Origin of the sequence: Lactobacillus sp. PV012 (assembly GCF_014522325.1) — a bacterium.
GTDB lineage: Bacteria > Bacillota > Bacilli > Lactobacillales > Lactobacillaceae > Lactobacillus.
The window spans coordinates 388,137-414,009 of record NZ_CP041983.1 but is presented as its reverse complement, the minus strand read 5'-3'; the positions used below and the strand labels follow the sequence as shown (position 1 = coordinate 414,009).

23 protein-coding genes are annotated in these 25,873 nt (G+C 34.4%); 2 read left to right on the top strand and 21 right to left on the bottom strand.

Annotation, left to right across the window (positions count from 1 at the left end; translation table 11 throughout):
* Positions 1 to 6: 6 nt before the first annotated feature.
* Positions 7 to 639, bottom strand: coding sequence for an XTP/dITP diphosphatase (locus tag FP433_RS02045; protein WP_265486942.1), 633 nt, complete (start codon positions 637 to 639; stop codon positions 7 to 9).
* A gap of 7 nt (positions 640 to 646) precedes the next feature.
* Positions 647 to 1,438: a glutamate racemase gene (gene murI, locus FP433_RS02040; RefSeq protein ID WP_265486940.1), complete on the bottom strand. Its 792-nt coding sequence runs from the start codon at positions 1,436 to 1,438 to the stop codon at positions 647 to 649.
* A gap of 99 nt (positions 1,439 to 1,537) precedes the next feature.
* Here murI and FP433_RS02035 point away from each other — a divergent pair, with 99 nt between their 5' ends.
* Entirely contained in the window at positions 1,538 to 1,939 is a 402-nt protein-coding gene (locus FP433_RS02035; protein ID WP_265483350.1) for a YslB family protein, read from the top strand.
* A gap of 38 nt (positions 1,940 to 1,977) precedes the next feature.
* Here the strand turns inward: FP433_RS02035 and trxA are convergent, their stop codons facing one another.
* The 19 genes from trxA to FP433_RS01940 all read right to left on the bottom strand — a co-directional run bounded on the left by trxA (position 1,978) and on the right by FP433_RS01940 (position 23,737).
* Positions 1,978 to 2,289 carry a thioredoxin gene (gene trxA, locus FP433_RS02030; RefSeq protein WP_265483351.1) on the bottom strand — a complete coding sequence of 104 codons (312 nt, stop codon included), beginning with the start codon at positions 2,287 to 2,289 and terminating at the stop codon, positions 1,978 to 1,980.
* Between the two features lie 84 nt (positions 2,290 to 2,373).
* Complete coding sequence (locus FP433_RS02025; RefSeq protein WP_265486938.1) at positions 2,374 to 4,737, bottom strand: endonuclease MutS2; 2,364 nt, start codon at positions 4,735 to 4,737, stop codon at positions 2,374 to 2,376.
* A gap of 43 nt (positions 4,738 to 4,780) precedes the next feature.
* Positions 4,781 to 5,323 carry a CvpA family protein gene (locus tag FP433_RS02020; protein ID WP_265486937.1) on the bottom strand — a complete coding sequence of 181 codons (543 nt, stop codon included), beginning with the start codon at positions 5,321 to 5,323 and terminating at the stop codon, positions 4,781 to 4,783.
* Positions 5,324 to 5,375: 52 nt separating this feature from the next.
* The gene (locus FP433_RS02015; RefSeq protein ID WP_265483356.1) at positions 5,376 to 5,687 is read right to left on the bottom strand and encodes a DUF1292 domain-containing protein; all 312 of its coding nucleotides are present in this window, start codon (positions 5,685 to 5,687) and stop codon (positions 5,376 to 5,378) included.
* Position 5,688: 1 nt separating this feature from the next.
* The gene (gene ruvX / locus FP433_RS02010; protein WP_265486936.1) at positions 5,689 to 6,117 is read right to left on the bottom strand and encodes a Holliday junction resolvase RuvX; all 429 of its coding nucleotides are present in this window, start codon (positions 6,115 to 6,117) and stop codon (positions 5,689 to 5,691) included.
* Positions 6,117 to 6,374 (bottom strand): IreB family regulatory phosphoprotein, encoded by a 258-nt coding sequence (locus FP433_RS02005; RefSeq protein ID WP_265483358.1) that lies wholly within the window; start codon positions 6,372 to 6,374, stop codon positions 6,117 to 6,119. Before FP433_RS02005 ends, ruvX begins: the two co-directional genes overlap by 1 nt.
* Before the next feature lie 52 nt (positions 6,375 to 6,426).
* On the bottom strand, positions 6,427 to 9,075 hold the full coding sequence (gene alaS, locus FP433_RS02000) for an alanine--tRNA ligase (protein ID WP_265486935.1): 2,649 nt from the start codon (positions 9,073 to 9,075) through the stop codon (positions 6,427 to 6,429).
* Positions 9,076 to 9,307: 232 nt separating this feature from the next.
* Entirely contained in the window at positions 9,308 to 10,699 is a 1,392-nt protein-coding gene (locus FP433_RS01995; RefSeq protein WP_265486933.1) for a DEAD/DEAH box helicase, read from the bottom strand.
* Positions 10,677 to 11,639, bottom strand: a complete 963-nt coding sequence (locus tag FP433_RS01990) for a DHH family phosphoesterase (protein WP_265486931.1) — start codon at positions 11,637 to 11,639, stop codon at positions 10,677 to 10,679. The genes FP433_RS01995 and FP433_RS01990 overlap by 23 nt, the downstream gene beginning before the upstream one ends.
* A 53-nt stretch (positions 11,640 to 11,692) precedes the next feature.
* Positions 11,693 to 12,799 carry a DNA polymerase IV gene (gene dinB / locus FP433_RS01985; protein WP_265486929.1) on the bottom strand — a complete coding sequence of 369 codons (1,107 nt, stop codon included), beginning with the start codon at positions 12,797 to 12,799 and terminating at the stop codon, positions 11,693 to 11,695.
* Positions 12,799 to 14,247 carry a glucose-6-phosphate dehydrogenase gene (zwf, locus tag FP433_RS01980; RefSeq protein WP_265486927.1) on the bottom strand — a complete coding sequence of 483 codons (1,449 nt, stop codon included), beginning with the start codon at positions 14,245 to 14,247 and terminating at the stop codon, positions 12,799 to 12,801. The genes dinB and zwf overlap by 1 nt, the downstream gene beginning before the upstream one ends.
* Before the next feature lie 87 nt (positions 14,248 to 14,334).
* Positions 14,335 to 14,748, bottom strand: a complete 414-nt coding sequence (gene yajC, locus FP433_RS01975; protein WP_265483367.1) for a preprotein translocase subunit YajC — start codon at positions 14,746 to 14,748, stop codon at positions 14,335 to 14,337.
* 68 nt (positions 14,749 to 14,816) lie between these two features.
* Positions 14,817 to 15,818, bottom strand: coding sequence for a Holliday junction branch migration DNA helicase RuvB (gene ruvB / locus FP433_RS01970; protein WP_416202976.1), 1,002 nt, complete (start codon positions 15,816 to 15,818; stop codon positions 14,817 to 14,819).
* Between the two features lie 35 nt (positions 15,819 to 15,853).
* A complete protein-coding gene (gene ruvA / locus FP433_RS01965) occupies positions 15,854 to 16,432 on the bottom strand; it encodes a Holliday junction branch migration protein RuvA (RefSeq protein ID WP_265486926.1) in 579 nt (192 codons plus the stop codon).
* Between the two features lie 8 nt (positions 16,433 to 16,440).
* A complete protein-coding gene (gene mutL, locus FP433_RS01960) occupies positions 16,441 to 18,309 on the bottom strand; it encodes a DNA mismatch repair endonuclease MutL (protein WP_265486924.1) in 1,869 nt (622 codons plus the stop codon).
* 2 nt (positions 18,310 to 18,311) lie between these two features.
* Complete coding sequence (gene mutS, locus FP433_RS01955; RefSeq protein WP_265486922.1) at positions 18,312 to 20,885, bottom strand: DNA mismatch repair protein MutS; 2,574 nt, start codon at positions 20,883 to 20,885, stop codon at positions 18,312 to 18,314.
* Between the two features lie 149 nt (positions 20,886 to 21,034).
* Complete coding sequence (gene groL / locus FP433_RS01950; RefSeq protein ID WP_265483373.1) at positions 21,035 to 22,663, bottom strand: chaperonin GroEL; 1,629 nt, start codon at positions 22,661 to 22,663, stop codon at positions 21,035 to 21,037.
* A 28-nt stretch (positions 22,664 to 22,691) separates the two neighbouring features.
* Positions 22,692 to 22,976 (bottom strand): co-chaperone GroES, encoded by a 285-nt coding sequence (gene groES, locus FP433_RS01945; RefSeq protein WP_265483374.1) that lies wholly within the window; start codon positions 22,974 to 22,976, stop codon positions 22,692 to 22,694.
* Positions 22,977 to 23,101: 125 nt separating this feature from the next.
* Positions 23,102 to 23,737 (bottom strand): redox-sensing transcriptional repressor Rex, encoded by a 636-nt coding sequence (locus FP433_RS01940; RefSeq protein ID WP_265486920.1) that lies wholly within the window; start codon positions 23,735 to 23,737, stop codon positions 23,102 to 23,104.
* Positions 23,738 to 23,915: 178 nt separating this feature from the next.
* Between FP433_RS01940 and FP433_RS01935 the strand changes: the two genes are divergently transcribed.
* A complete protein-coding gene (locus FP433_RS01935; protein WP_265486918.1) occupies positions 23,916 to 25,841 on the top strand; it encodes an ABC-F family ATP-binding cassette domain-containing protein in 1,926 nt (641 codons plus the stop codon).
* Positions 25,842 to 25,873: the final 32 nt, after the last annotated feature.

The window sequence follows — 25,873 nt, the reverse complement described above, 5'->3', positions numbered from 1 at the left end:
ACACTTTTATTTTTCTTTTTCCATCTTTTCCCACCAGGCTGGCAATTCTTTTAATAGTTTTCTTAGTGCCTGACCTCGATGAGAAATAGCATTTTTTTCTTCTACTGTCATTTCTGCAAACGTTTTGTTTTTTTCAGGAACATAAAATAGTGGATCATAACCAAAGTTTCCATCCCCTCGAAGAGTTTTTAAAATTTCTCCTTTAATTTCTCCTTGAGTTACCAAATTTTGTTCAAAATGTCCTGGCCATGCAACTACCATCGTTGTATGGAAGGTAGCAGTACGTTCCTCAGCTGGCACTCCACCTAATTCAGCCAATAACTTTGCATTATTTCTCGCATCATTATGGGCCTCACCACCAAAACGAGCAGAATGGACACCTGGCGCACCATTTAATTTATCAACACAAAGTCCTGAATCATCTGCTAAAGTTGGTAAATTACTAAAAGTTGCCAATTTTTCTGCTTTTAAAGTAGCATTTGCCAAAAAAGTTGTTCCTGTTTCTAAAACATGAGGCGGATCCACTAAATCCTTATTTGTAATTACTTTTAGTGGAAAATTAGCTGCTTTTAAAGCATCCTGAACTTCTTTAGCTTTGTTTATATTATTTGTTGCAAATAAAAGAGTGTTATATTTCATTTTTCCCTCAATCTTCAATATGATCAGCATCTAGAGTTGGATCATCCATCCAAACCCTTGCAATTTCTTTAAATTTTTCTGCATCCCCTGTGGTGTAATATTCATGTTTGGCATTTTCTTCATTATTTAAAAGCTCATCTCTTTTTAAGACATTATAAGTATATTGAGCCACTTGATCAGCCGGATCAACTATTTTTTTATTTTCTCCTACTACTTCTTCGATCTCTTTCTTTAATAGCGGATAATGAGTACAGCCTAAGATTAAGGTATCATAATCAATATCTTTCAGGGGGGCTAAACTTTCTTTAACTACTTGCTTTTTTATTTCTTCAGAAGGATTCTGCTCAACTAGGGGTGCTAAACGGGGTTCACTTAGTTCTTTAACTTCAATTTGACTATTTCTTTTATGTAATTGCTTAGTATAGGCCTCACTTTTTACAGTAGCTTGGGTAGCTAGCACGACAACTTTATTTTCAGCGGTTGTTTTACTAGCGGCTAAAGCACCTGAATGAATTACACCAATTATTTGTACTGGAATTTCCTTTTGGATTTCTTCCATTGCCCAAGCTGTAGCAGTATTACATCCAAAAATAATCACTTTAACATTTTTACTTAATAAGAAATCCACACTTTTACGCGTTAAATCGATTATTTCTTGACGACTCTTATCCCCATAAGGCATATTTTTTTGATCCCCAATAAAAATCGTATTTTCATTTGGTAGTTTGTCAACTACCTTTTTTAAAACGGTTAGTCCTCCTAATCCGGAGTCTAAAACTCCAATAGGACGTTTATCCATGAAAATCCTCCTTAAAAATAAATAGTTTTAGTAAAATATATTTTCTCCTGTACCCATTTTAGGTTAAAATACAAAAGAAGACAAAAGGAATGAAAGATAATGACAGAATCACAAGAACATATTTATTTTTTAAACTCATTGTATCGCGATTTTCTCTTTCCAACAATTCTGGGAGAAGATACAACCGACATTTTATATTGGGCAGGTAAACGAATCAGTCGCCAATACGCCCTTTCAAATTTTGAAGATTTACAAGACTTCTTCAAAATGGCAAACTTTGGTGAACTCACTATTGAAAAAAAGAAATCCAATACCATTGTGCTTTCACTTAAGGGCCAATCTGTAGCTGATCGTTTAGATAGTGATAGTACTGAATTTTCTTTAGAATGTGGCATTATTTCAGAATGCCTTCAAAAAGAAACTGGTAAAGTTACTGAGGCAGCCGCTACTATTCATCCAAAAGATCATTCTGTAACTATTACTACTCAGTCTGAGAAATGAAAAAGGACCTAGCAAACTAGGTCCCTTTTATTTTTACTTTAATCGGTGTATTGTTCCAAAATTTGTTCTAATCTGTCTTTTGGAGTAAAACCAGTTAAACGATCTACAATTTTACCATCTTTTTTAATTAAAAGAGTTGGAATTGCCATAATGCCGAGATCTTTAGCAGTTTCTTGGTTTTCGTCAACATCCATCTTAGTGAATTTAACATCATCCATTTCTTCTGCTAATTGTTCAACTACAGGTGATTGCATTCTACATGGTCCACACCAAGTTGCCCAAAAGTCAGTTAAAGTTACACCTTCGCTTGTTTCTTTTTCAAAATTTTGATCAGTAACATTTTCAATCATAAGTCATTACCTCACTAAAAATATTTCTTTAATATTTATACTCATATTTTAATCTCTTCACTTACTTTTTGCAAGTAAAATAACTTATTTAAAATGTACAATTGTTGCTCCAGTTCCACCTTCATTTGCGGGCGCATAGCTGAAGTCCTTGACATGTTTGTTACGTTTCAGATACTGCTGCACACCATTTCTAATTGCTCCAGTTCCAATTCCATGGATAATCGTCACTGTCCCTAAGCCTGCGAGTAAAGAAGAATCAAGATAGCGATCCAAATTTGTTAATGCTTCTTCATAACGCTGACCTCTTAAGTCTAGCTCACTTCTTACATTTCCTGAACGCATTGGTCGAGTTGTACGCACAGAAACTTTCTTTGTTTTCTCTTTTTTAACTGTAGTTTTTTCAATGTCACGATCTGAAACTTTAACCTTTAAAATCCCAATTTGAACTTCATAATCATGCTCACCCAGTTTCTTGGTTACTGTCCCCATTTGTCCATAAGAAATCACCTTAACTGAATCGCCTACACTGACATTATGTCTTCGCTTTTCTCTTTGTAAGACTTTATTACGGGCTAAATTATTATTTTCACGTTCTAAGGCGTTTAATTCTCCTTTAGCTTCAATCACCTTATTCGTTCTTACTACCCCACCAGCGCGCTGTTGCTCTTCCAAATTAGCAATTATCTTATTCGCTTTTTCACGTTTTTTAGCTAACATTTCTTCATTTTTTTCTTGAGCTAATTTTAATTGCTTTTCAACTTGCTGGTTATACCAATCTAGACCATCTTGAAGTTTTCTTTTTAATTTTTCACTTTGAACAAGATTATGTTGCATCTTTTCACGCAAAGTTTCTGCTTCTTTAGTCTGTTCAGTTAGTCGTTTGATCATTTTATTGAGATCACTATTTTCATCTTTAACTAACCCTTGCGCACTGACTACGACCTCTTGTGGCATCCCTAGCTGCCTTACAATTGCAAAAGCATTACTCTGTCCTGGAATTCCAATTCTTAATTTATAAGTTGGACTCAAAGTCTTTACATCAAATTCCATGGATGCATTAGTGGTCCGAAAGCGATTGTAGCCATATAATTTTAATTCAGGGTAGTGGGTAGTTACCATAATTTTCGGATCTTTGCTTTGTAAATAATCCAAAATTGCAATTGCTAAACTTGCTCCTTCTTCCGGATCTGTTCCTGCTCCCAATTCGTCCAACAAAACTAAGTCTCTCCCATTAACCAAGTTCATAATTTTAATAATTTGGTCCATATGGGATGAAAAAGTACTCAAAGATTGTTCAATTGATTGTTCATCACCAATATCTGCAAAAATTTCTCTAAATACTCCTACTTGGCTTCCCTCTTGAGCTGTAATAAAGAGTCCAGACTGCGCCATCAGTTGTAATAATCCAATTGTTTTTAAACTAATGGTCTTACCACCCGTGTTAGGCCCAGTAATCAACATGGTATCAAATTCTGTTCCTAAACTAATATCATTAGGTACAACTTTTTCCTCACTAATTAGCGGATGACGTGCTTTTAGTAAATTAACTTGATTGTCTTTACTTAAGTGAGGATGGGTAGCTTTCATAGCTTTAGCCAGTTTACTTTTTGCACTTAAGAAATCTAATTCCGTTAATGAAGTAGCATTTTGTAAAATTTCATTTTGATAAAGAGCTGCTAATTCAGATACTTCCTTTAAAATTCTTCTAACCTCTTGATGCTCTTGAGCTACTAAATTTTGTTGCTGGTTATTTAAGCTCAACACCGATTTTGGCTCTATAAATAAAGTTTGGCCACTAGCACTTTGATCATGAACTACGCCACCAAATTTGTTCTTGTACTCTTGCTTAACAGGAATTACATAGCGACCATCACGAATTGTAATAATATTCTCTGAAAGATACTGATTACTTGACCCTTTTACATACCCTTCCATTTGCTTCTTAATTTCAGCTTCATTTGTATGTAAAGCTCGTCTGATTGTCTGTAATTTTGGCGAAGCAGAATCTAAAACTGAGCCATCGAATTCAATGGTATTCGCTAATTTATTAAATAGATCAGGAACTACTTCTAACTGATCTAATAAGATAGAAATTGGCTCAACATCAATTTCTCTTTCAGCTACATCTTCAGCAAATTTTTGGATATCTTTTGCTAGTGAAAGTACTAAAAAGATATTCCCCAATTCCTTACCGTTTAATTCTGCCTTAATTTTTAGTCTTTTCACACTTGGAACTACATCTTCAAAGTCCACTAAAGGCAACGGACCTTTTACTCGAAGAATATTTGCTAATACTTCTGTTTGATCTAAAGCTTGCTTAACCTCATTAAAGTCACTACTTGGTAATAGTTCTCTAACCTTCTTTTTTGCTGGTTTAGTTATGGCAAAGTTACTTAATTTTTCTGTAATTATTCTATATTCTAATTTATCAATAATTTTTGGATTCATTTTTCTCTCCCTAGCAAAAAATTTCTCCCATACAGGAGAAATTTTATAGTGCTGTAATAAATAAATGTGTGTACAAACTTGATAACCCTGGAGTATAACGCAAAATACTATTTACCAACAAAGAATGTTGGAGCATTTTTTGCAATCCTTCTCCCGGAATAGTTGCCAAAATAAAAAGTAACACACATACTGTACTTAAAGTCAAAACCAACGCTATTAATATACTTCCCCATGTATTAATCGCAGGGGTAATATCGATGTATTCTAACTTTTTAAAACTTATCATTATCAAACGCCAAATAGCATAAAAAACTAATAAAATAATTATAAATGCCAATGAAGCGTAAAATGATTTATCTAAGGTTAACCCTGTGGTTTTATCAAAAAAAGCAAAAGTACTATTATCATTCGCTGAAGGATATGGGACCCACATTGTTAAAAAATTGCTAAAAGGCCGATATAGCAGACACGCAAGTATAAAACTGATTAAATAGCCTGCTGCCATCACACCTTCATAAATAAGTCCACGCCGATAACCAACATAGCAACAGTAAATGAAAATTAATAATAAGAAAAAAGAAAACATAACTCATCCTTTACAGAAAAAGGGACTGACTAAGTCAGTCCCTTTTAAAGGTTTACTCACCGCTTAAGCGATCATCTGACAAAAAGGTATTCAAGACACCTTGAACCATATTCCATTCGTCATCATCTACAATTTCATGTAAATCTGAACTACTTACTTCTCCATCTTCATCTGCATCATAGCTAAATGCTTGCACTTCTACATCTTCGTCTTCACCGACTGCATCTGGATATAAAAGTACGTAAGATTTTCCATAATCATCTGAAGTGAAGGTAAAAAGAATATCAAATAATTCTTCATTACCATTTTCATCAATTAAGGTAATTTGACGATCGCTTTGATCAGCACTCATCTTTTCGCTCATTTTAATCCTTTCTAATCTTTTCTAAATATGTTTGTAAAATTATTACGGCTGCCATTTGATCAACAATCTTTTTTTGATCAATTCTGTCATGCATCCCTGCTTCTTCAATTAAAATTCTTTTTGCCTGCACTGTCGTTAATCTTTCGTCAACATAGTGAATCGGTAAATCAAATTTTTCTTTCAGACGCTTTCCATATGCCTGACTGCGTTCAACAGATTTTCCAGCTGAACCATCCATATTTTTTGGCAACCCTAATACAAAACCATCTACTTCATATTTTCTAACTAGTTTTCTTATAGAACGCATTCCAAAATTAAATTTAGTTTCATCAATTGGAATAGTTTCTACTTCTTGGGCAGTTATTCCTAAGGGATCACTTACAGCAACTCCTACCGTTTTACTCCCAATATCAAGTCCTAGCAAACGCATTACTTATCTTTCCTTAGATAGCTTTTCACTAATTCTTCAATAATTTCATCACGTTCATGCTTCAAAATTAAATTACGTGCATCATTATGACGAGGAATATATGCCGGATCGCCGGAAAGTAAATATCCTACAATTTGGTTGATAGGACTATATCCCTTCTCTTCCAAAGCACCATAAACATCTTGCAAAGTATCATAAATGTTCTTGCCTTTATTTTGACTAAAGTCAAAATGCATTGTCTTATCAAGCGAGCTCATAATCATTCCTCCTATCATCTTTAATTTTACTTGAATTATTAATTGAACTCAATTAATTTTGTTTACTTTCAACTTCACTAATCACTTTTTCGATAGCATCTTTTAACCCAGCTGGATTCTTTCCACCTGCTTGAGCCATATTAGGGCGACCACCACCGCCACCACCAAATAATGGAGCAGCTGCTTTAATCAAATCTCCTGCTTTTAGACCAGCCTTCAATGCTTTATCATCTAAGCTAATTACCATATTAGCTTTTCCATTTACATCAGCTGCTAAAACTAAAATATCTGACTTATTTGAACTCTTCCAATTATCGGCTAGGTTTCTTAAATCACCCATGCCTTCAACATCAACAATCTCAGCAATGATACTCAAATCTTTAACTTCTCTCACCTTATTAAAGATATCACCTGCTTTTGCTTGGTTAATCTTAGCCTTTAATTGAGCAACTTCTTTTTGAGAAGCCTTTAAATCATCTTCCAAGTTTGTTACTTTAGCTTGAACTTCTTCAACCTTTGGAGCTTTTACTTGATCTTGGACTTTCTTTAAGATCTCATCATGTTCAGTCACATAATTATAAGCTTCTGGTCCAGTTACTGCAATAATTCTTCTAACTCCTGCACCAACTGCTGATTCTGAAACAATCTTAAGCATGCCAATTTGAGCAGTATTTTCTGAGTGAGTACCGCCACAAAATTCAGTTGAAAAGTCATCAATTTTTACTACACGAACACTGTCACCATATTTTTCACCAAATAAGGCAAGAGCTCCCATTTTAAGTCCTGTTTCTGGATCAGTAACTGTTGTTTGAACCGGAATTTCTTCCCAAATCTTTTCATTCACCAATTTTTCAACATTAGCTAGCTCTGCTTTAGTCATTGGTTCTAGACTAGTAAAGTCAAATCTCAAATAATCTGGTTCAACTAAAGATCCTGCTTGGTGAGTATGTTCTCCTAAAACTTCACGCAAAGCAGCATGCAATAAGTGAGTTGCAGTATGGTTATGCTTTAAGCCGCGACGACGTTTTTGATCAACCTTTAAAATATATTCTTCATTTTTCTTTAAAGGTAAAACAACATCAACAAAATGTAAGTTTTGATCATTTGGTGCATGTTGTACATCAGTTACTTTAGCAACTAATTCGCCCTTTTGATTTAAAATTTCACCATGATCTGCAACTTGACCACCACGTTCTGCATAGAATGGAGTTTTATCAAAAATTAATGTTGCATGATCTCCATCAGCACTATCTACTAATTGGTCATCAACGATAATATCGATCAACTTAGCATGGTCCTCTTGTAAAGTTCCATACTCAAATTCACTCTTATCTTTGATGTTCATCAAAGTCTCATCTTGTGATCCCATAGATTGCAAGTTACCACGTGCATTGCGCGCACGATCTTTTTGGGCTTGCATTTCCTTATCAAAACCATCTTTATCTACTTCCAAACCTGCATCTTGAGCAGCTTCAAAAGTTAATTCATATGGGAAGCCATAAGTATCAAATAACTTAAAGGCATCTTTACCACTGATCTTATTTGAGCCATCTGCTTTAGCTTTTGTAATTAAATTATCTAATAAGTTCAATCCTGAAGATAAAGTTTCTTGGAATCTCTCTTCTTCGTTCTTAATTACCTTTTGAATAAATTCTTGCTGATCAACAATTTCTGGATAATGGCTCTTCATGATTTCGCCAACTACAGAAACCAATTTATATAAAAAGGCACCTTTAATTCCTAATCGTTGACCATTTAAATCTGCACGTCTAATTAAGCGACGTAAAACATAACCACGGCCTGAGTTAGATGGAAGAGCCCCATCTCCAATAGCAAAACTTACTGCACGAACATGATCGGCAATAATCTTAAATGCTACATCATCTTCAGCATTAGTAGCATATTTTTTATCATCACTTAACTTCTCAGTGGCATGAATCAAAGGCATAAATAAGTCAGTTTCAAAGTTAGTTGGAGCATCTTGAATAATTGATACCACACGTTCTAATCCCATACCGGTATCAATGTTTTTATGAGGTTGATCTACATATTCACCATTTGGCAAGTGGTTGTATTGTGAGAAAACAATATTCCAGATTTCCAAGTAACGCGCATTTTCTCCACCTGGGAAGTTTTCTGGATCATCTTCAGCAACATCATTATTTTCTTGACCGCGGTCATAAAAAATTTCTGAATCAGGACCACAAGGACCTTCACCAATATCCCAGAAATTTTCTTCTAATTTAACAATATGGTCATCTGGTAAACCTACTACATCATGCCACATGTGGTAAGCGTCGGTATCTTTTGGATAAATTGTAACATATAACTTATTTGGATCTAATCCTAACCATTTAGGACTAGTTAAGAATTCCCATGCCCAAGGAATAACTTCTTTTTTAAAGTAATCACCAACTGAAAAGTTACCAAGCATTTCAAAGAAGGTTTGGTGACGAGCAGTTTTACCGACATTTTCGATATCATTTGTTCTAATTGATTTTTGAGAAGAAGTAATTCGATGATTCTTTGGTACAACTGAACCATCAAAGTATTTCTTCATTGTTGCAACTCCAGAATTAATCCAGAGTAAAGTTGGGTCATCTTGAGGAATAAGGGATGCGCTTTGCATTACCATATGACCCTTTTCTTTAAAAAAGTCTAAGAACATTTGACGTACTTGTGCACTAGTCAATTTCTTCATATTAATTTCTCCTATAAATAAAAACACCATTGCTTCTTCAAGGACGCAATCTACTTGCGCGGTACCACCTTGTTTGCAACAGTGTTTGTTACCTCTTTTATTAAAAATAAATTCAAAATTACTAGGGAGCATTTTTAGAAAGTAATTTAGACAATTTCCACCAACTAGTCCTCTCTTTTAAATACTTTTCTAAAAATATATCCTATTTATGCTTTATTTTACTACAATTCACTTAGTTTTCAAAGTTGTTTCTAGCTTGTTCACGCTCACGCTTACGCTTTCTCTTAGCTTTACGAACTAAGTGTCTTTCTTCTAATTTTCGCTTTTGCTGACGATCTTTTTTTATTGCTTCTTGAATTTTCTTCTTATAGCCTGGTTTACGCTTCTTTTTAGCCTTTTTAACCATTCCAACCATTCGGTTATCAAGTTTGTGATTTCTTACACGGCGATTTTCACGACGATGGTGGTGAGTTCTCTCCACTAATTCCCCATTTTTTAATTCTTTAAAATCAAAATGGATACCAAGCTTTTCTAAATCTTCCACATCAGCCATTTCATCATCATAAATTAACGTAATCGCATGACCTGGTAAATTATTACGACCAGTTCTTCCTATCCGGTGAATTACAAATTCAAGTTCCTTAGGAATTTCATAATTTATTACCAAACTTACCCCAGGTACATCAATTCCTCTAGCAGCTAAATCACTAGCTACCACATATTGATACTGGCCTTCACGCACCTGGCGGATAATTCTTTTTCTTTCTCTTTCAGTAATTCCACCATGGATCTTAGCAACTTTGAGACCTTGGTTTTCCAGATAGGCTGCCAAGTCATCAACTGTTTTTTTAGTATTAGCAAAAACAAGTGCCAAATATGGCTGACCCATCGTTAGTAATTTGTACAACAACTCTTTTTTATCTTTAGAACCAACATCAATTAAATCATTTTGAATAGTTGGAGCAATGACTGCTGGATTATCAATCACTATAAATTCCGGCTTAGTCATATACTTTCTTAAAAAGTTCTCTAATTTAACTGGAATAGTAGCAGAAAATGCACTTAAAATGGCATCTTTTGGCAATTTACTCATTACTTCATCCATATTTTGTAAAAAGCCCATATCAAGCGTCATATCTGCTTCATCTATTACAAAGGCTTTTACCTTTTCTAAACTAATCACTTTCTTAGAAACAAAGTCATGTAATCGTCCCGGAGTAGCAATTATCAATTGAGGAGCTCTATTTTCAGCTTTAGCTATTTGACGTGAGCGGTCATTACCCCCACCTAAATATTCAATAGAAATATCTAGACCAGCTGCATCCCTAAGCTGACGGGCAACCTTATAAAGTTGGTTTGCTAATTCTCTACTTGGTGCAGTTACTACAGCTTGCGTTACTGGAGCTTGCTCATCGATCATATTCAAAATTGGAATTAAATAAGCATGAGTTTTTCCAGATCCTGTTGCTGCTTGTACTACAACATTATCACCTATTAAAAGCTTAGGAATAACTGCTCCTTGTACTTCCGTAGGATTTTTAAAATCAATTTTTTTAAGACCTGTTCTTAATTCTGGCCTAATTTTTTCATCTTGAAAAAGATTACTTGTTTGTTCTGTGTTCATTGTTATAATCTCTCACAACTTCTACTAATTCTTCAAATACTTGTTTTACTTCATCGAGATCTTTTGCTTTAGCACCACTAGCTAATGCATGTCCACCTCCATCATGCTTTGCAGCTAATTGATTAATAATGGGGCCTTTAGAGCGATAATGAACTCGGTAAGTTCCATCAGGATTTTCTACAAAAACATTCCATGCCATAATTTCTTTGATTCTTCCAGGAGTAGACACAGTAACTGAAGCTTGTTCAAAAGTCATTCCTAATTTCTTTAATTGTTCTTGGGTAATAATCGCATATGCAGCCCCGCTTGGATCAAATTTCATCAAATCAATTACTGAATTTTGTAGTTTAGCCTGTGCTAAAGACACATCAGAAATATTACGAGCAATTTCATTAATATTAATTCCAGTGTTTGCTAATTCAGCTGCAACTTCAAAAGTATGGGGACTTGTTTCAGAGTACATGAATCTCCCAGTATCCCCAACAATTCCTGCATATAAAGGATAAGCTACCTCCTTAGGAAGCGGAAGTTTTTCAGCTTTTAAGAAGTCATATACGATCTCTGCAGCTGCTGGTTTTTCTGGATCTACATAGCTCATATCTGCATATGGATCTACATCTGGATGGTGATCTATTTTTATTAATAAATCGCCTTGATCATAACGTTGATCAGAAACTCTTGGAGTATTGGCAGTATCCACTGTAATTACCAATGCTCCTTGATAATCTGCATCTGTTACCTCATCCATAGCGTTAATCCAATCCAAATCTCCTACTTCTTCTCCAGCACATAAAATCTTTTTATCAGGAAAAGCAAGTTTTAAGGATCTCGCTAATCCAGCTTGAGAACCTAATGCATCTGGGTCAGGACTAGTATGACGGTGAATAATTATTGTTGGATATTCTTTTATCTTTTCGTAAATTTCATCAAAAGTATTCAATTGAAATTCCTCCTTAATTTTCTTACTTTAATTTTAACTTAAGTCCAATTTTTTTAGAAAAGATCTAATTTAACTTCTTCAAATTTTTTATTAACTAAGGTCCCTGCGGTTACTCCTAGTAAACGAACCCCATTAGTAAAGAAATTATCAGTTTTATCAAGCAAACTTTTAACTGTTTGATAAAATTCAATTCCATTATTACTTGGTTTAGCTAGTTGCCTTCTTTTGGTAAGAGTTTCAAAATCATTATTTCTAATTTTTAAAACCACTACCTGGGCTTGTAAATTTTGTGCCACAAGTTTTTCTGAGAGGTTTTCACAAAATCCACGTAAAATCGTTAACGCTTGATTTTTATCATAAATAATTGGATCAAAAGTTCGTTCAGTTCCAAGTGACTTTCTTAACCTATCTTTTTTTACAGGTGTTAAATCAATGCCATGGGCATGTAAGGCCATTGCATAACCAAGCTTTTTAAACTTTTCCATTAAAAATAAAACTGAAGCATTCTGCAAATCTTTTCCGGTATAAATATTTAAATCATGAAGTTGCTGCTGAGTCTTTTTCCCAATTCCGGGAAATTTTTCAATTGGCTGCTGCTCTAAAAATTCAAGCGCATCTTCGGGCAAAATTACTGTTCTTCCAAAAGGTTTGGCATATTCTGAAGCCATTTTTGCCAAAAATTTATTATACGTAACACCAAAAGAAGATGTAAGTCCTATTTCTTGATAAATTTTTTGTTGGAGCCAACTTGCCACTTGCAAGGCGGGTTTCTTTAATTTGTTTTCTGTTACATCTAAGTATGCTTCATCTAAAGCTATGGATTCAACTTGATCAGTTACTTGATACATTAAGGCATGAATCTGTTTTGAAATAGCTCGATATTTTGTAAAGTTAGGAGAAACAAAAACTAGCTTTTCCTTAGGAACTAGCTTTAAAGCTTTTGCTGTAGGCATTGCCGAATGAACCCCATACTTTCTTGCTTCATAATTAGCAGTAGCTACTACTCCATGTCCATGATACTTCCGGGGATCATGCCCGACAACTAATGCTTTTTTCTTTAAAGTTGGGTTTTCTTGCATCTCAACTGCAGCATAGAATGCATCCATATCTAAATGTATTATTTTACGAGAAGTATTATTTTGGGGTAAAAATTCTTTCATTAATTAAAAATCCAGTGTTGATCAGAACTTTCAAAAATATCATCTGCTTTCTTTGGCCCCATTTCACCAGGATGATAGAAGTCCATTTCTACTCCAGACTCATTTTCTGTTTGCCAAGTTTCTTCAACAGCATCGACGAATCTCCAATACTGTTTTAATTCCTGCCAATGAGTAAAATTAGTGCGATCCGCTAAAAAGACATCCCTGAGTAGGCGAACATAACCATCTGGCACTTCATCCATTTCCTTGCTTGAAAATTCATAGTTTATATTTTCTAATCTTAATGCCGAACCAGTAATCTTTTTTCCATTAATCATCATTGAAATTGCGGCTACTGGATCAATAATAATTGAAATCACATCTTCTTTGGCTTCTCCATAGAGTGGTTGCTCTTTATTTAAAACTATATCAATACGAGAAAGTTTTTCTTTCATATCTTTTCCAGTTCTAAAATAAATTGGAATTTGAGCCACTGGGCCTGCCGCAAACTGAACTTTCCCTGCCACAAAAGTCTCTGTCATTGAGTTTTCATCAACTTGATCTTCATGTCGATAATCGGGATGATTACTACCAGCCAAATATTGACCCCTTACAAAAGATTTTTTTATCTCCGCTGGAGTTGGGATTACTAGACTTGCAAGTAACTCTTGCTTTTTCTGATGAATAGCCTCTGAAGTTAGGTCAGAAGGTCTACCCATCGCAAGTAAGGTAATAATTTGGAAAATATGATTTTGAACCATATCTCTTAAAGCCCCTGCTCCATCATAATATCCACCTCTAGTACCAACTCCAAGACTTTCTGCTAAAGTTACTTGAATATTGTTAATGCTGTTTTTATTCCAAATCTTTTCAATCAAAGAATTTGAAAAACGAAATGGCATGATATTTTGCACCATTTCTTTTCCTAAATAGTGATCGATGCGATAAACTGTATCTTCTGGAAAGGATGCAGAAATTGCTTGATTCAACTTTTCAGCAGTTGCCAAATCATGACCAAATGGTTTTTCAATTACTAAACGATTAAAACCACTGCCAAGTAATTGCTGATCCTTAATGTGAGAAGCAATTGTTTCAAAAAAGTGAGGGGCCATTGCCATATAAAAAATACGATTACCTTGTGCCTGATACTTTTTATCTAGTTCACTTGCTAATTCTTTTAAAGCAATATAATGCTCTACGTCAATTACATCATGAGATTGGTAGTAAAAATGGGAAGCAAATTCTTTAACTTCTTTTTCTTCAACATTTCCGTTTGCTTCTTTAACTGCCTTTACCACTTGATTTTGAAAATATTCATGAGACCAAGGGCGCCGTGCTGTCCCAATTACAGCAAAATGATTTTTTATTAAACCTTGTTGATATAAGCTATATAAAGCAGGATATAATTTTCGATGAGCTAAATCACCTGATCCACCAAATAAAATTACAATAGTTGAAACTTCTTTCATCGGTGTAACTCCTTCCACATTCATTACTTTATCTTTAATTTTACCGCACTAAAGAGTAGTAAAAAAAGCGTCAAACGACGCTTTTTATTAATCTTCATCTTTTTCTTCTTGTTTTGAATCAGATTTCTTAGTAGTCTCTTTATCGTCATTTGAAGAGGAAGAATCTTCTGCTTCTTGTTTTTCCACATCAACAGGTTGTTCCTCATTTGGCATAACTTGACGAATAGCCATTCTACTAAAAGTCAACAAAATACCATCCGCATCAACAACAATTGTATTATCTTGCTTGTTAATAGAGTCAATTTTTGCATGAAGACCATCTACTAAAATAACACGATCGCCTTTTTTCAATTCTGACATCATTTCCATTCTTTTTTGTTGTTGCTTCTTTTGTGGACGAAGCATAGCAAAGTAAAAGAATGCAATAAACACGATGAAAATAACAATCATGAAAATATTATTACCACCAGCAGCTTTTTGTGCTAAAAAAAGTGTGTCCAAAATAATTCACCTCATAAAATAATAATTATATAGTTTATTATACCTTACTATTACAAAAATTATTAGTATTAGTCTCTAGGTTTCAGACCTAGTTGTAAATAGGCTTTTTCAGTTACTGCCCGTCCCCGTGGTGTTCTAATCAAAAAGCCTTTTTGCAAAAGATAAGGTTCATAAACTTCTTCAATTGTGTCCCGATCTTCTCCAATATTAGCAGCCAAGGTCTTGATTCCGACTGGTCCACCATCATAGTTATTAATCATTACACTCAAAATTTTTCGGTCAGTTTGATCTAACCCTTCATCATCAACTTCTAGTTGAAGTAAAGCATGTTGCGTAGTGGAAAAACTAATACTTTCTTCTTCTTTGACTTCAGCAAAATCTCGCACACGTTTCAGTAACCGATTAGCTATTCGAGGGGTTCCCCGCGACCTTCTTGCTAACTCAACTGCTGCTTCAGGATCTATGTGCGTATTGAAAACTTGACTAGAACGTCTAATAATTTGGTCTAAATCTTCTACATCGTAGTACTGCATATGTTCCACAATTCCAAAACGATCACGTAGGGGTGCAGATAACTGCCCCGCCCGGGTTGTAGCCCCAATTAAAGTAAAAGGTGGCAGAGGAATATGAACAGGGTGACTTGTTTGGCCCTCACCAACTACAATATCTACATAGTAATCTTCCATAGCTGAATACAAAACTTCTTCAACTTGCTTAGCTAAACGGTGAATTTCATCAATAAATAGAACATCTCCGGGCTCCAATTCTGATAACAAAGCAACTAAGTCACCCGCCTTTTCAATTGCAGGTCCTGAAGTACTTTTTAAATTAACCCCCATCTCATTAGCAATTACAAACGCTAAAGTTGTTTTACCTAAACCTGGTGGTCCGTATAAAAGCACATGATCTAACGCTTCATCCCTCTTTTGAGCAGCTTTAATATATACAGTCAATTCTTGTTTTACCTTTTCCTGACCAATATATTGACGCAAAAACTTTGGCCGTAAAGATAACTCTACTTCATCATCTTCATAACTACTTTCTGGTTCAATTATTCTATCATCTTGCACAATTATCACTTCCTTATTTCACTTAATTATTTAATCTATTTTTTCAAAAGTAAGCTTAAGCCCTTCTTGATATATTCATCCGCACTTTTTTCAGCAAATTGTGCTAGCTTTGGAGTAATTCGATCTACTTCTTTTTGAGTATATCCTAAAGCTACAAAAGCCAACAATGCATCTTGTAATTCTGGAGATAAATTTTTGGCTGGCAAACTCTTTTTAACGTGTGAGCCTAATTTACCTTTAAGATCCAAAACAATCTGGGAAGCCGTCTTCTTCCCCACTCCAGGAAAGCGAGTTAGATATTTGACTTCTCCATCTTCAATCGCACTTGCCAGTGATTCACTATCTTCCGCAGCCATAATTGCTAAAGCTGATTTAGGACCAATTCCAGAAACTGAAAGCAATTTTAAAAACAGATCTTTATCTGCTACAGTCGGAAATCCATAAAGCAAAATTGAATTTTCTCTTACAATCTGTTCAATAAAAACTCTTGTTTTTTCCCCTTCTTCATAATTAAAGGGCGTTGGCGAAAAAACTTTATATCCTACTCCATTTACATTAATCACAATATAAGCGGGATTAACTTGCGCAATTATTCCTTCTAAAAATTCATACATTCTTTTAATTACCTACTTTTAAACATCTTATTTAGATCATTTTTTGTCAATTTGACAATAATAACTTCGCCATCTCCATCATGATAAGGATCAGTACTCTTAGCTAATCTGTCCACTAATCCTTTGGCTTCACTATCAGTAAGCTTTTTTCTTCTTTTAACTTTTTCTTTTGTGATCATCGAAGTTAATTCCGTAAACAACTTTGTCGTATTTTCAGAATAATCAAAATATATATTAATCATTGTCCGAACATTTTTTTCAAAGTCATCCCCAATCCAAACTGGGTAAGCGGCCAGCAAAAAAGAATTCTGCCCAAAGTCTTCTAACTCAATCCCTAACTCTTTTAAGCTCGCTAAATTTTCCTTAATCTTTAAATAATCAAGATTTGAAAATTCTAAAACTGCCGGTTTTAATAAACTTTGTTGATTAATCTTTTTATCTTTAAATTGTTGGTATATTTCATCGTAACTTAAACGTCTCAAAGCATTTAAAGGCTCAATTAAATATAAATCGTCTTCTTGACTAGCTAAAAGATAACTCTTAGTTTGCCCAATAAATTTTAACTCTGGTAAGTTTTGCTTTAAAACTTCCTCTTCATCTGTTACAACTATAGCTTCTTTTTCTTCCTGCTTAAAAGGCAATAATGTTTGTTGAATCATAACATTTTCATCCCAGCTAGAAGTTACTACATATTTATCATCATTACGAATCTGATTTAATGTAACAAATTTACTATGTTGATCACTCACCTGTAGCTCTTCACTAGCTACATCTAACTTTACAGGTGTTGGTCGTACAGTGTTAACAATATCCCTACCAATGTTCATTTTCAACTGATCTACATTAGTTCGAGTAGATTTACGATATAATTTTTCTACTCCTAAACTTTCTTGCTTTGAACCAGTGATCTTTTTAGCAATTGCTTTAGTAATTAAATGCTCTAGCTCCTGTTCTTTTGAAAGTCTAACTTCTTGTTTAGTAGGATGAACATTAACATCGACTAAAAGTGGGTCTAGTTTAATATCAATAATTGCGATCGGGAACCTACCAGCTTGTAGTTTATTTTTATATCCTTCTAAGATAGCTTGCGTTAATTGATAGTTTCTAATATAACGCCCATTTAATAAAAGAGTAATAAAACTTCGATTTGACCTAGTATGATCCGGATCCGATACTAAGCCTCTTATTTCAAAATCTGGACTTTGCGCTTTAACTTCATACATTTTTTCTGCAATATTACGACTGTAAATCTTTGCTACATCCTGACGCAAATTATTTTTACCAAAAGTCGCCAATAAAACTTTGCCATTATTAACTAATGTAAAACTAATTTCAGGATGCCCTAAAGCTAAGCGATTAACAATGTCTACTATTTTCAAAACTTCAGTTTTTTCTGACTTTAAATATTTTAATCGGGCTGGTGTATTATAAAAAAGATCTTTAACAGAAATTTTAGTACCTGAAATTGGGGGAAAAGTTTCCTGATTAATTTTCTTTCCACCTTGAAATAGAGCTTTCACACCTGGTTGATCTTTCAAACTTGTTTCAATTTCGACTTTTGCTACCGCAGCCATTGAAGCTAATGCTTCTCCACGAAATCCTAAGGTAGAGATATTAAAGAGGTCCCTTTCTGTCTTAATTTTACTAGTAGCATGACGCTTAAAAGCTAAATCTATTTCATCTTTAGCAATTCCTACACCATCATCTTGCACACTGATTTTCTTTAAGCCTGCATTTTCAAATTCAATTCTTACTTTTTTACTTCCAGCATCTAATGAATTTTCTACCAATTCTTTTACAATACTAGCTGGACGCTCGATTACTTCTCCAGCAGCAATTTGATTAGTAAGTTCTTGTGGAAGTTCTTGGATACTCATTTTTAGTCCTTCTTTTTATTGAGTTCTTTTTGCCATTGGGCTACTAATTGCATTACTTCAAGAGGAGTTTTATCAGCTAAGTACGTATTCTTAATCTCATCCAAAAGCTCTTGCTCTTCTGAGGTTAATTGGGTATTTTCAGGCTCTTTTTCAAATAAGTCTAATTGTGTATTATTTTCTGAAAAATCTTCATTATTACTTTGAGTTTCCAGTTTTCGGAGCATTACAGTTGCCTGCTTTAATACTCCTGCTGGCAGTCCTGCTAGTTGAGCTACGTGAATTCCATAGGATTGATCAGCAGGTCCTGACAAAATTTTGTGAAGAAAAATTAATTTACCATTTTCTTCACTTGCTCCTACATGAATATTCTTTAAATGGGATAAGCTTTGTTCTAAAGATGTTAATTCATGATAGTGAGTTGCAAAAAGAGTCTTTGCGCCAACCATATCATGAAGATATTTAACAATTGCACCTGCAAGCGCCATTCCATCATAAGTTGCCGTTCCACGTCCAATTTCATCAAATAAGACTAATGATCTAGCACTGGCATGTTGTAATGCATCATTGGCTTCACTCATCTCTACCATAAAAGTACTTTGACCTGAAATCAAGTCATCAGCTGCTCCAATTCTTGTGAATATTTGGTCAAAAATTGGTAAAGTCGCTTCATCGGCTGGAACAAAACAACCAATTTGAGCCATAATTGCAATTAACGCCATTTGTCGCATATAGGTAGACTTACCAGACATGTTAGGCCCAGTAATTAAAAAGATGTTAGTTTCATGATCCATAATTATATCATTAGGAATATAACTTCCTGCACTTAATACCTTTTCAACTACGGGATGTCGTCCTGCCTTTACTTTAATATCGGTTGTCTGTGTCAGTGCCGGACGCACATAATTATTTTGTTCACTTACAATTGCAAAAGCAGTAAAAATATCCAAACTTGCCAATTGTTTAGCTAGTTTTTGTAAAGCGGGAATATATTTTTTAACTGTATCACGCAAGTGAACAAATAATTCATACTCTAAATCTGTTGACTTAGCTTCTGCTTCTAATATTAAACTTTCATGTTCCTTTAGCTCTGGTGTAATGTAGCGTTCTGCATTTGTTAAAGTTTGTTTACGCGTGTAACGATCTGTTGGTACTTTATCTTTATTAGAATTTGTTACTTCTAAATAATAACCAAAAACTTTGTTGTAGCCTACTTTTAACTTACTAATCCCCGTTACTTCTCGCTCATGTTCTTGCATATCTGCAATCCATTTTTTTCCATTGATCATTGCATCACGATAGCGGTCTAATTGGCTGGATACACCGGCCCGAATAATTCCACCTTCAGTCGTAGATAAAGGCGGGGTATCAACAATCGTCTTTTTGATCAAATCTTGAACTGCTTCTAAATCATCTACTTGACTGGCGAATTTCTCTAATGCTTTATCACCAGTTTCTTTCAAAACATCTAAAATTTTGGGAACAGCTGCCAAAGAGTTCGAAAGTTGAAGCATTTCTCGGGCATTAACTGAGCCAAAGGCTATTTTTCCAGTTAATCTTTCTAAATCGTAAACACCTTTTAATTCTTCTACTACGGCTTCCCGAGCAAAGTAATTATCTAAAAGTGCTTGAACTAAATTTTGACGCTCTAAAATTTTGGATCTTGATAAAAGTGGTCGTTCAATCCATGCTTTTAAGAGTCTACCACCCATTGCTGTATTGGTTTTATCTAATAACCAAAACAAAGATCCCATTTTTTTCCCTGTTTTAGCAGATTTAATCAGTTCTAAATTTGTTTGAACAGTATGAGACATTTGTAAATACTGATTTGGTTGATAACTTTGAGCAATTTGTAAGTGAGCTAGGCTTCTTTTTTGAGTTGCCAATAAATATCCTACCAGCTGCCTTACTGCTAGTATTTCTGTCTCATCCTCTAACTTCTGCAATACACAAGAAACTTCAGCATGGTTTTCTTGTAATTCTACAGGCTGTGAAATAGTTATATTAGCTTTTTTCAAAAAATCTTTTTGATTTTCAGTTAATGATCCACCATAAACTAATTCTTTAGTTTGTAATGATAAAAGTTCGTTAGCAATTTCCTCCCAAGTATTTAATTTTGTCGCAAAAGTTTCCCCGGTCGACAAATCACTATAGGCTAGTCCAAAGCCAGAATTAGTTGAAACTAAAGAAGTTAGATAATTATTTTCTTTAGCCTGATCTGGACGCGAATCCATCATTGTTCCCGGCGTCACTAATTGGATAATTCCTCTTTTTACTGTCCCTTTAGATGACTTAGGATCTTCTAATTGTTCACAAATTGCTACTTTATAGCCTTTTTCTACCAAAGTATTAACATAAGTATCAACTGCCATATGCGGAACTCCAGCCATAGGAATTGGATTTTCTGTTTTATTGGAACGATGAGTTAAAGTCAACTCTAATAATTGTGCTCCTTTTACTGCATCTTCTTCAAAAAGTTCATAAAAATCTCCAACACGATAAAATAAAAAAGCGTCTGGATACTGATTTTTTATTTGATAATATTGTTCCATCATTGGAGTTGTACTTTTTTTGACCATGAATTTTAGCCTTTCCTTTAAGCGAAACTATGTTCTATTATAACGAAAAATCTCCAAAATTTAAACTTGAGTAGTTCTAACTCTATTTTACACTAAAAAAGAAGATCCCTTTTGGATCTTCTTTTAAAACTTTAATTGATTAAATTTTATTACATCATGCCCATACCTGGGTTTGCTGGAGCAGCTGGAGCATCATCATCTTTCTTTGGAAGATCAGCTACAACAGCTTCAGTAGTTAACATTAATGCAGCGATTGAAGCAGCATTTTGGAGTGCTGAACGTGTAACCTTAGTTGGGTCAATAATTCCAGCTTCTACCATGTTTTCCCACTTATCAGTAGCTGCATTGTAACCAATTTCTGGTTTTTCATGTTCTAAGTGATCTAAGATAACAGCACCGTCTTTACCTGCGTTTTCAGCAATTTGACGAACAGGGGCACCTAAAGCACGCATTACAATCTTTACACCTGTTTCGGCATCTTCGCTGTCGCCCTTTACACTGTCTTGGATGGCTTTCTTGACATCAACTAATGCAGTACCACCACCTGCAACATAACCTTCTTCAACAGCGGCACGGGTTGCGTTTAAGGCATCTTCGATTCTGTATTTCTTTTCCTTCAATTCAGTTTCAGTAGCTGCACCAACTTTAATTACTGCAACACCACCAGCAAGTTTTGCAAGACGTTCTTGTAATTTTTCACGATCAAAGTCAGAAGTTGTATCAGCAATTTGCTTCTTGATTTGTTCAACACGTTCTTCGATAGCTTGCTTAGAACCGCCACCTTCAACAATAGTAGTAGTATCCTTAGTAACAGTAACTTTACCTGCAGTACCTAATTGATCAATCTTAGTATCTTTTAATTCAAGACCAAGATCTGAAGAAATTACAGTACCACCAGTTAAAATTGCAATATCTTCAAGCATAGCTTTACGACGGTCACCAAAGCCAGGTGCTTTAACTGCTACAACATTGAAAGTACCACGAATCTTGTTTAAAACAAGAGTTGGCAAAGCTTCTCCATCAACATCATCTGCAATAATTAACAAGCTTTTACCTTGTTGTACAATTTCTTGTAATAATGGCAAGATATCTTGAATGTTAGAAATCTTCTTATCAGTAATTAAGATATAAGGGTTATCTAAATCAGCTTCCATTTTATCGTTATCAGTTACCATGTATTGTGATAAGTAACCACGATCAAATTGCATCCCTTCAACTACTGATAATTCAGTGTTGATACCCTTTGATTCTTCAATAGTAATAACACCATCATTACCAACTTTTTCCATTGCATCAGCAATAAGCTTACCAACTTCTTTTGAAGCTGAAGAAACAGAAGCAACTTGAGCAATTTCAGCCTTTGAACTTACTTTGTGACTAATCTTGTGTAATTCATCAACTGCAGCTTTAGTAGCAATTTCAATACCATGTCTAATTCCAACTGGGTTTGCACCTGCAGTAACATTCTTCATACCTTCTTGAGCAATTGCTTGTGTTAAAACAGTTGCAGTAGTAGTACCATCACCAGCAATATCATTAGTCTTTTGGGCAGCTTCAGCAACTAATTGTGCACCCATATTTTCAAAGTTATTTTCTAATTCGATATTTTTAGCAATAGTAACACCATCATTGGTAATTTCTGGAGCACCATAACTCTTTTGTAAAACAACATTTCTACCCTTAGGTCCTAAAGTTGTTTTAACAGTATCAGCTAATTTATCAACACCGTTTAAAAGTGAACGTCTTGCTTTTTCAGAAAATTTAATATCTTTTGCCATTTTAAATGCCACCTTTTAATTTAATTTTTTATCTAATAACTGCTAAAATGTCGCCTTCGTGAAGTACTAAGTATTCTTCACCATCATAAGTCAACTTAGTGCCAGCATAATTATCAAAAAATACAGTTTCGCCTTTAGCAACTTCCATTGGAATTAAATCACCGTTGCTATTACGTCTACCTTCACCAACTGCAATAACTTCACCTTCTTGAGGTTTTTGCTTTGCATTAGAAGCTAGCACGATTTTTCCGACTTTTTCTTCAGCTTCTTCTTTTACTTTAACAATTACACGATCACCGATTGGTTGTAACATGGTAGTTACCTCCTGCTATATAAAAAATCATATTTTGGCACTTAAAAAGCTTAAGTGCTAACTTACATTTATAATAATACCTTCTTTAGAAATTGATTGCAAATAATGTGATCCAAATGTTTAAGCTAATTTTTTTCAGCATCTAGAAAATAAATTAAGGTCTGCAATTCAGTAGCTAAATCCACATTCTGAATGCGAACACTTTCAGGAGCTGAAAGTCGAATAGGAGTAAAATTCATAATTCCTTTTATACCAGCTTCTACCAACTCATCAGTAGTTTTTTGAGCAGTACTTTGCGGTACTGCTAAAATTGCAATATCAATTTGCTGATCTCGAAGTTGCTTTTTCATTTCTTTAACATCATAAACTGGTACCCCACTCATGATCGTCCCTGTAATTTCTGGATTAATATCAAAAGCAGCAGAAATACGGATATTATTAGTTCTTTTAAAATTATAATTTAAAAGCGCATGTCCCATATTACCTACACCTACCAAAGCTACATTAGTTAACGTATCTTGATTTAATATTTTCTTGAAAAACTTCAATAAGCTTTTTACATCATAGCCGTATCCTCTTTTCCCAAGTGCACCAAAATAGGAAAAGTCTCTACGAATTGATGCACTATCAACTTGAACAGCCTGAGCTAGTTCAGTTGAGGAAATTTTTTCTTTCCCCTCATCATCTAAAAAAACTAAGTAACGATAATAGAGTGGCAAACGTCTAGCTGTAGCTTTTGGAATTTTTGGTATTTCTCCCATTTTTATAAACCTCTCAATCAGTTAAAATATGTGAATTTTTCACTAATTTTCTTAATAATACTCACTTTATCGAATAAAAATCAAGTGATTTTTTCACAAGCCTTATTTTTACTAATTATAAGTCTAGAATCCTCTAGAATTACTATGATAGAATATTTGATTAGGAAGTGAGATAAATATGATTATTGGACAAGCACAAAACCTCGAACAACGCTTTGGGGCAAATACAATTTTTTCAAATGTTAGTTTTTCTATTCCTGACAACGCTCGGATTGGACTTGTCGGTCCTAACGGAGCTGGAAAAACTACCCTACTTAAAATTTTAACTGGCCAGCAAGAGGCTAGCAGTGGCAATTTCACTATTAACAAGGGTATTAAAGTTGGTTATATTGCTCAGGAAAATGCCTTAAACGAAAAAAATACAATTTGGGATGAAATGGAATCTGTTTTTGCAAATTTAATTCAAAAAAATAAGCAAATTACCCAAATGCAAATTCAAATTGCTGAGCACCCTGAAGACCAAGAACTTTTGAAACGCTATGATCAACTAGCTTATGACTTTGAACAAGAAGGCGGATTTTCTTACCAAGCAGAAATTAAAAGTGTTTTAAACGGTTTTAACTTCAAAGAAAATAGCTGGGAAAAAGTAATTGGTACTTTATCTGGTGGTGAAAAAACTAGATTAGCATTTGTGAAACTTCTCTTACAAAAACCACCTCTATTGCTTTTAGACGAACCAACTAACCACTTGGATTTAGACACTCTAGATTGGTTAGAAAGTTTCCTAAAAAATTATCAAGGTGCAATTGTCACTGTATCTCACGATCAATACTTTTTAGATAATTTAACCAACGAAATCTTTGAATTAAATTTTGGCAAGCTTACTACTTTTAAGGGAAACTATACTCAATATACTAAAGAGCGCGAATTGATGGATTCCCAGCAAGAAGCAGCTTATGAAAAACAACAAGAGCATATCAAAAAAGAAGAGGAGTTTATCCAGAAAAATTTAGTTAGAGCCTCTACTACTAAGCGCGCCCAAAGTAGACGTAAGCAACTAGAAAAACTAGAACGAATTACCCCTCCTAAACATAAAAATAAAGTTAAAATTCATTTTTCAAGTGAGCGTCCATCTGGAAAAGAAGTTTTAATTGCTAAAGATCTATCAATTGGCTATCCAGATAAAACGATGGTTGAAAATATTGATTTTCAAGTTAATAAAAATGATCGGGTAGCAATCATTGGGCCAAATGGGATTGGTAAATCTACTTTATTAAAAACTGTTGTGGACAAATTAACGCCTAAAGCTGGTTCAATTAAATTAGGAGCCAGTTTAGATATGGGTTACTACGATCAGGAATTACAAACACTTGACCCTTCTAAAACAGTGCTAGACACAATTTGGGATCGACACAAAACAATGCCAGAAAAAGATGTGCGTTCTATTTTAGCTAGTTTTCTTTTTACTGCTAAAGATACTGACAAAACTGTTGGACAATTATCTGGCGGACAAAAAGCTCGATTAACTTTAACTGTATTATCACTTGAACATGATAATTTCTTGCTAATGGATGAGCCAACTAACCACTTAGATATTGAAGCTAAAGAAGTTTTAGAATCTGCATTAAACAATTACGATGGTACACTATTATTTGTTTCTCACGACCGCTACTTTATTAACGAATTAGCTAATAAAATTATTTCTGTACGTGATGGTCATGCAAAACTTTATGAGGGGAATTATTCTTACTATCTTGCTGAAAGAGAAAAAGAGAAACTTGCTGCTCAAACAAGTATCTCTACCTCCTCTCCATCTTCTGCTCCTGCTTCTGAAAGTAAGACAAAACTTTCTTACCAAGAACAAAAAGCGCGTGATTCTCAAAAGAGAAAATTAGAACGTGCAATTAAAGATGCAGAAAAGCAAATCGAAGAACTAGAAAATCGAGAAGAGGAAATTCAAACTGAGATGGCCAATCCCGAAATTGCTGCTTCCTTTGAAAAGTTAGGTCCTTTGCAAGAAGAGCTAACTGAAGTCCAAGGAAAACTTGAGCAAGCTAATAATGACTGGGGAAAGGCAATTGAAGCTTTGGATAAATTTGAATAAAAATAAGGTTCGTATCACTTTCGATACGAACC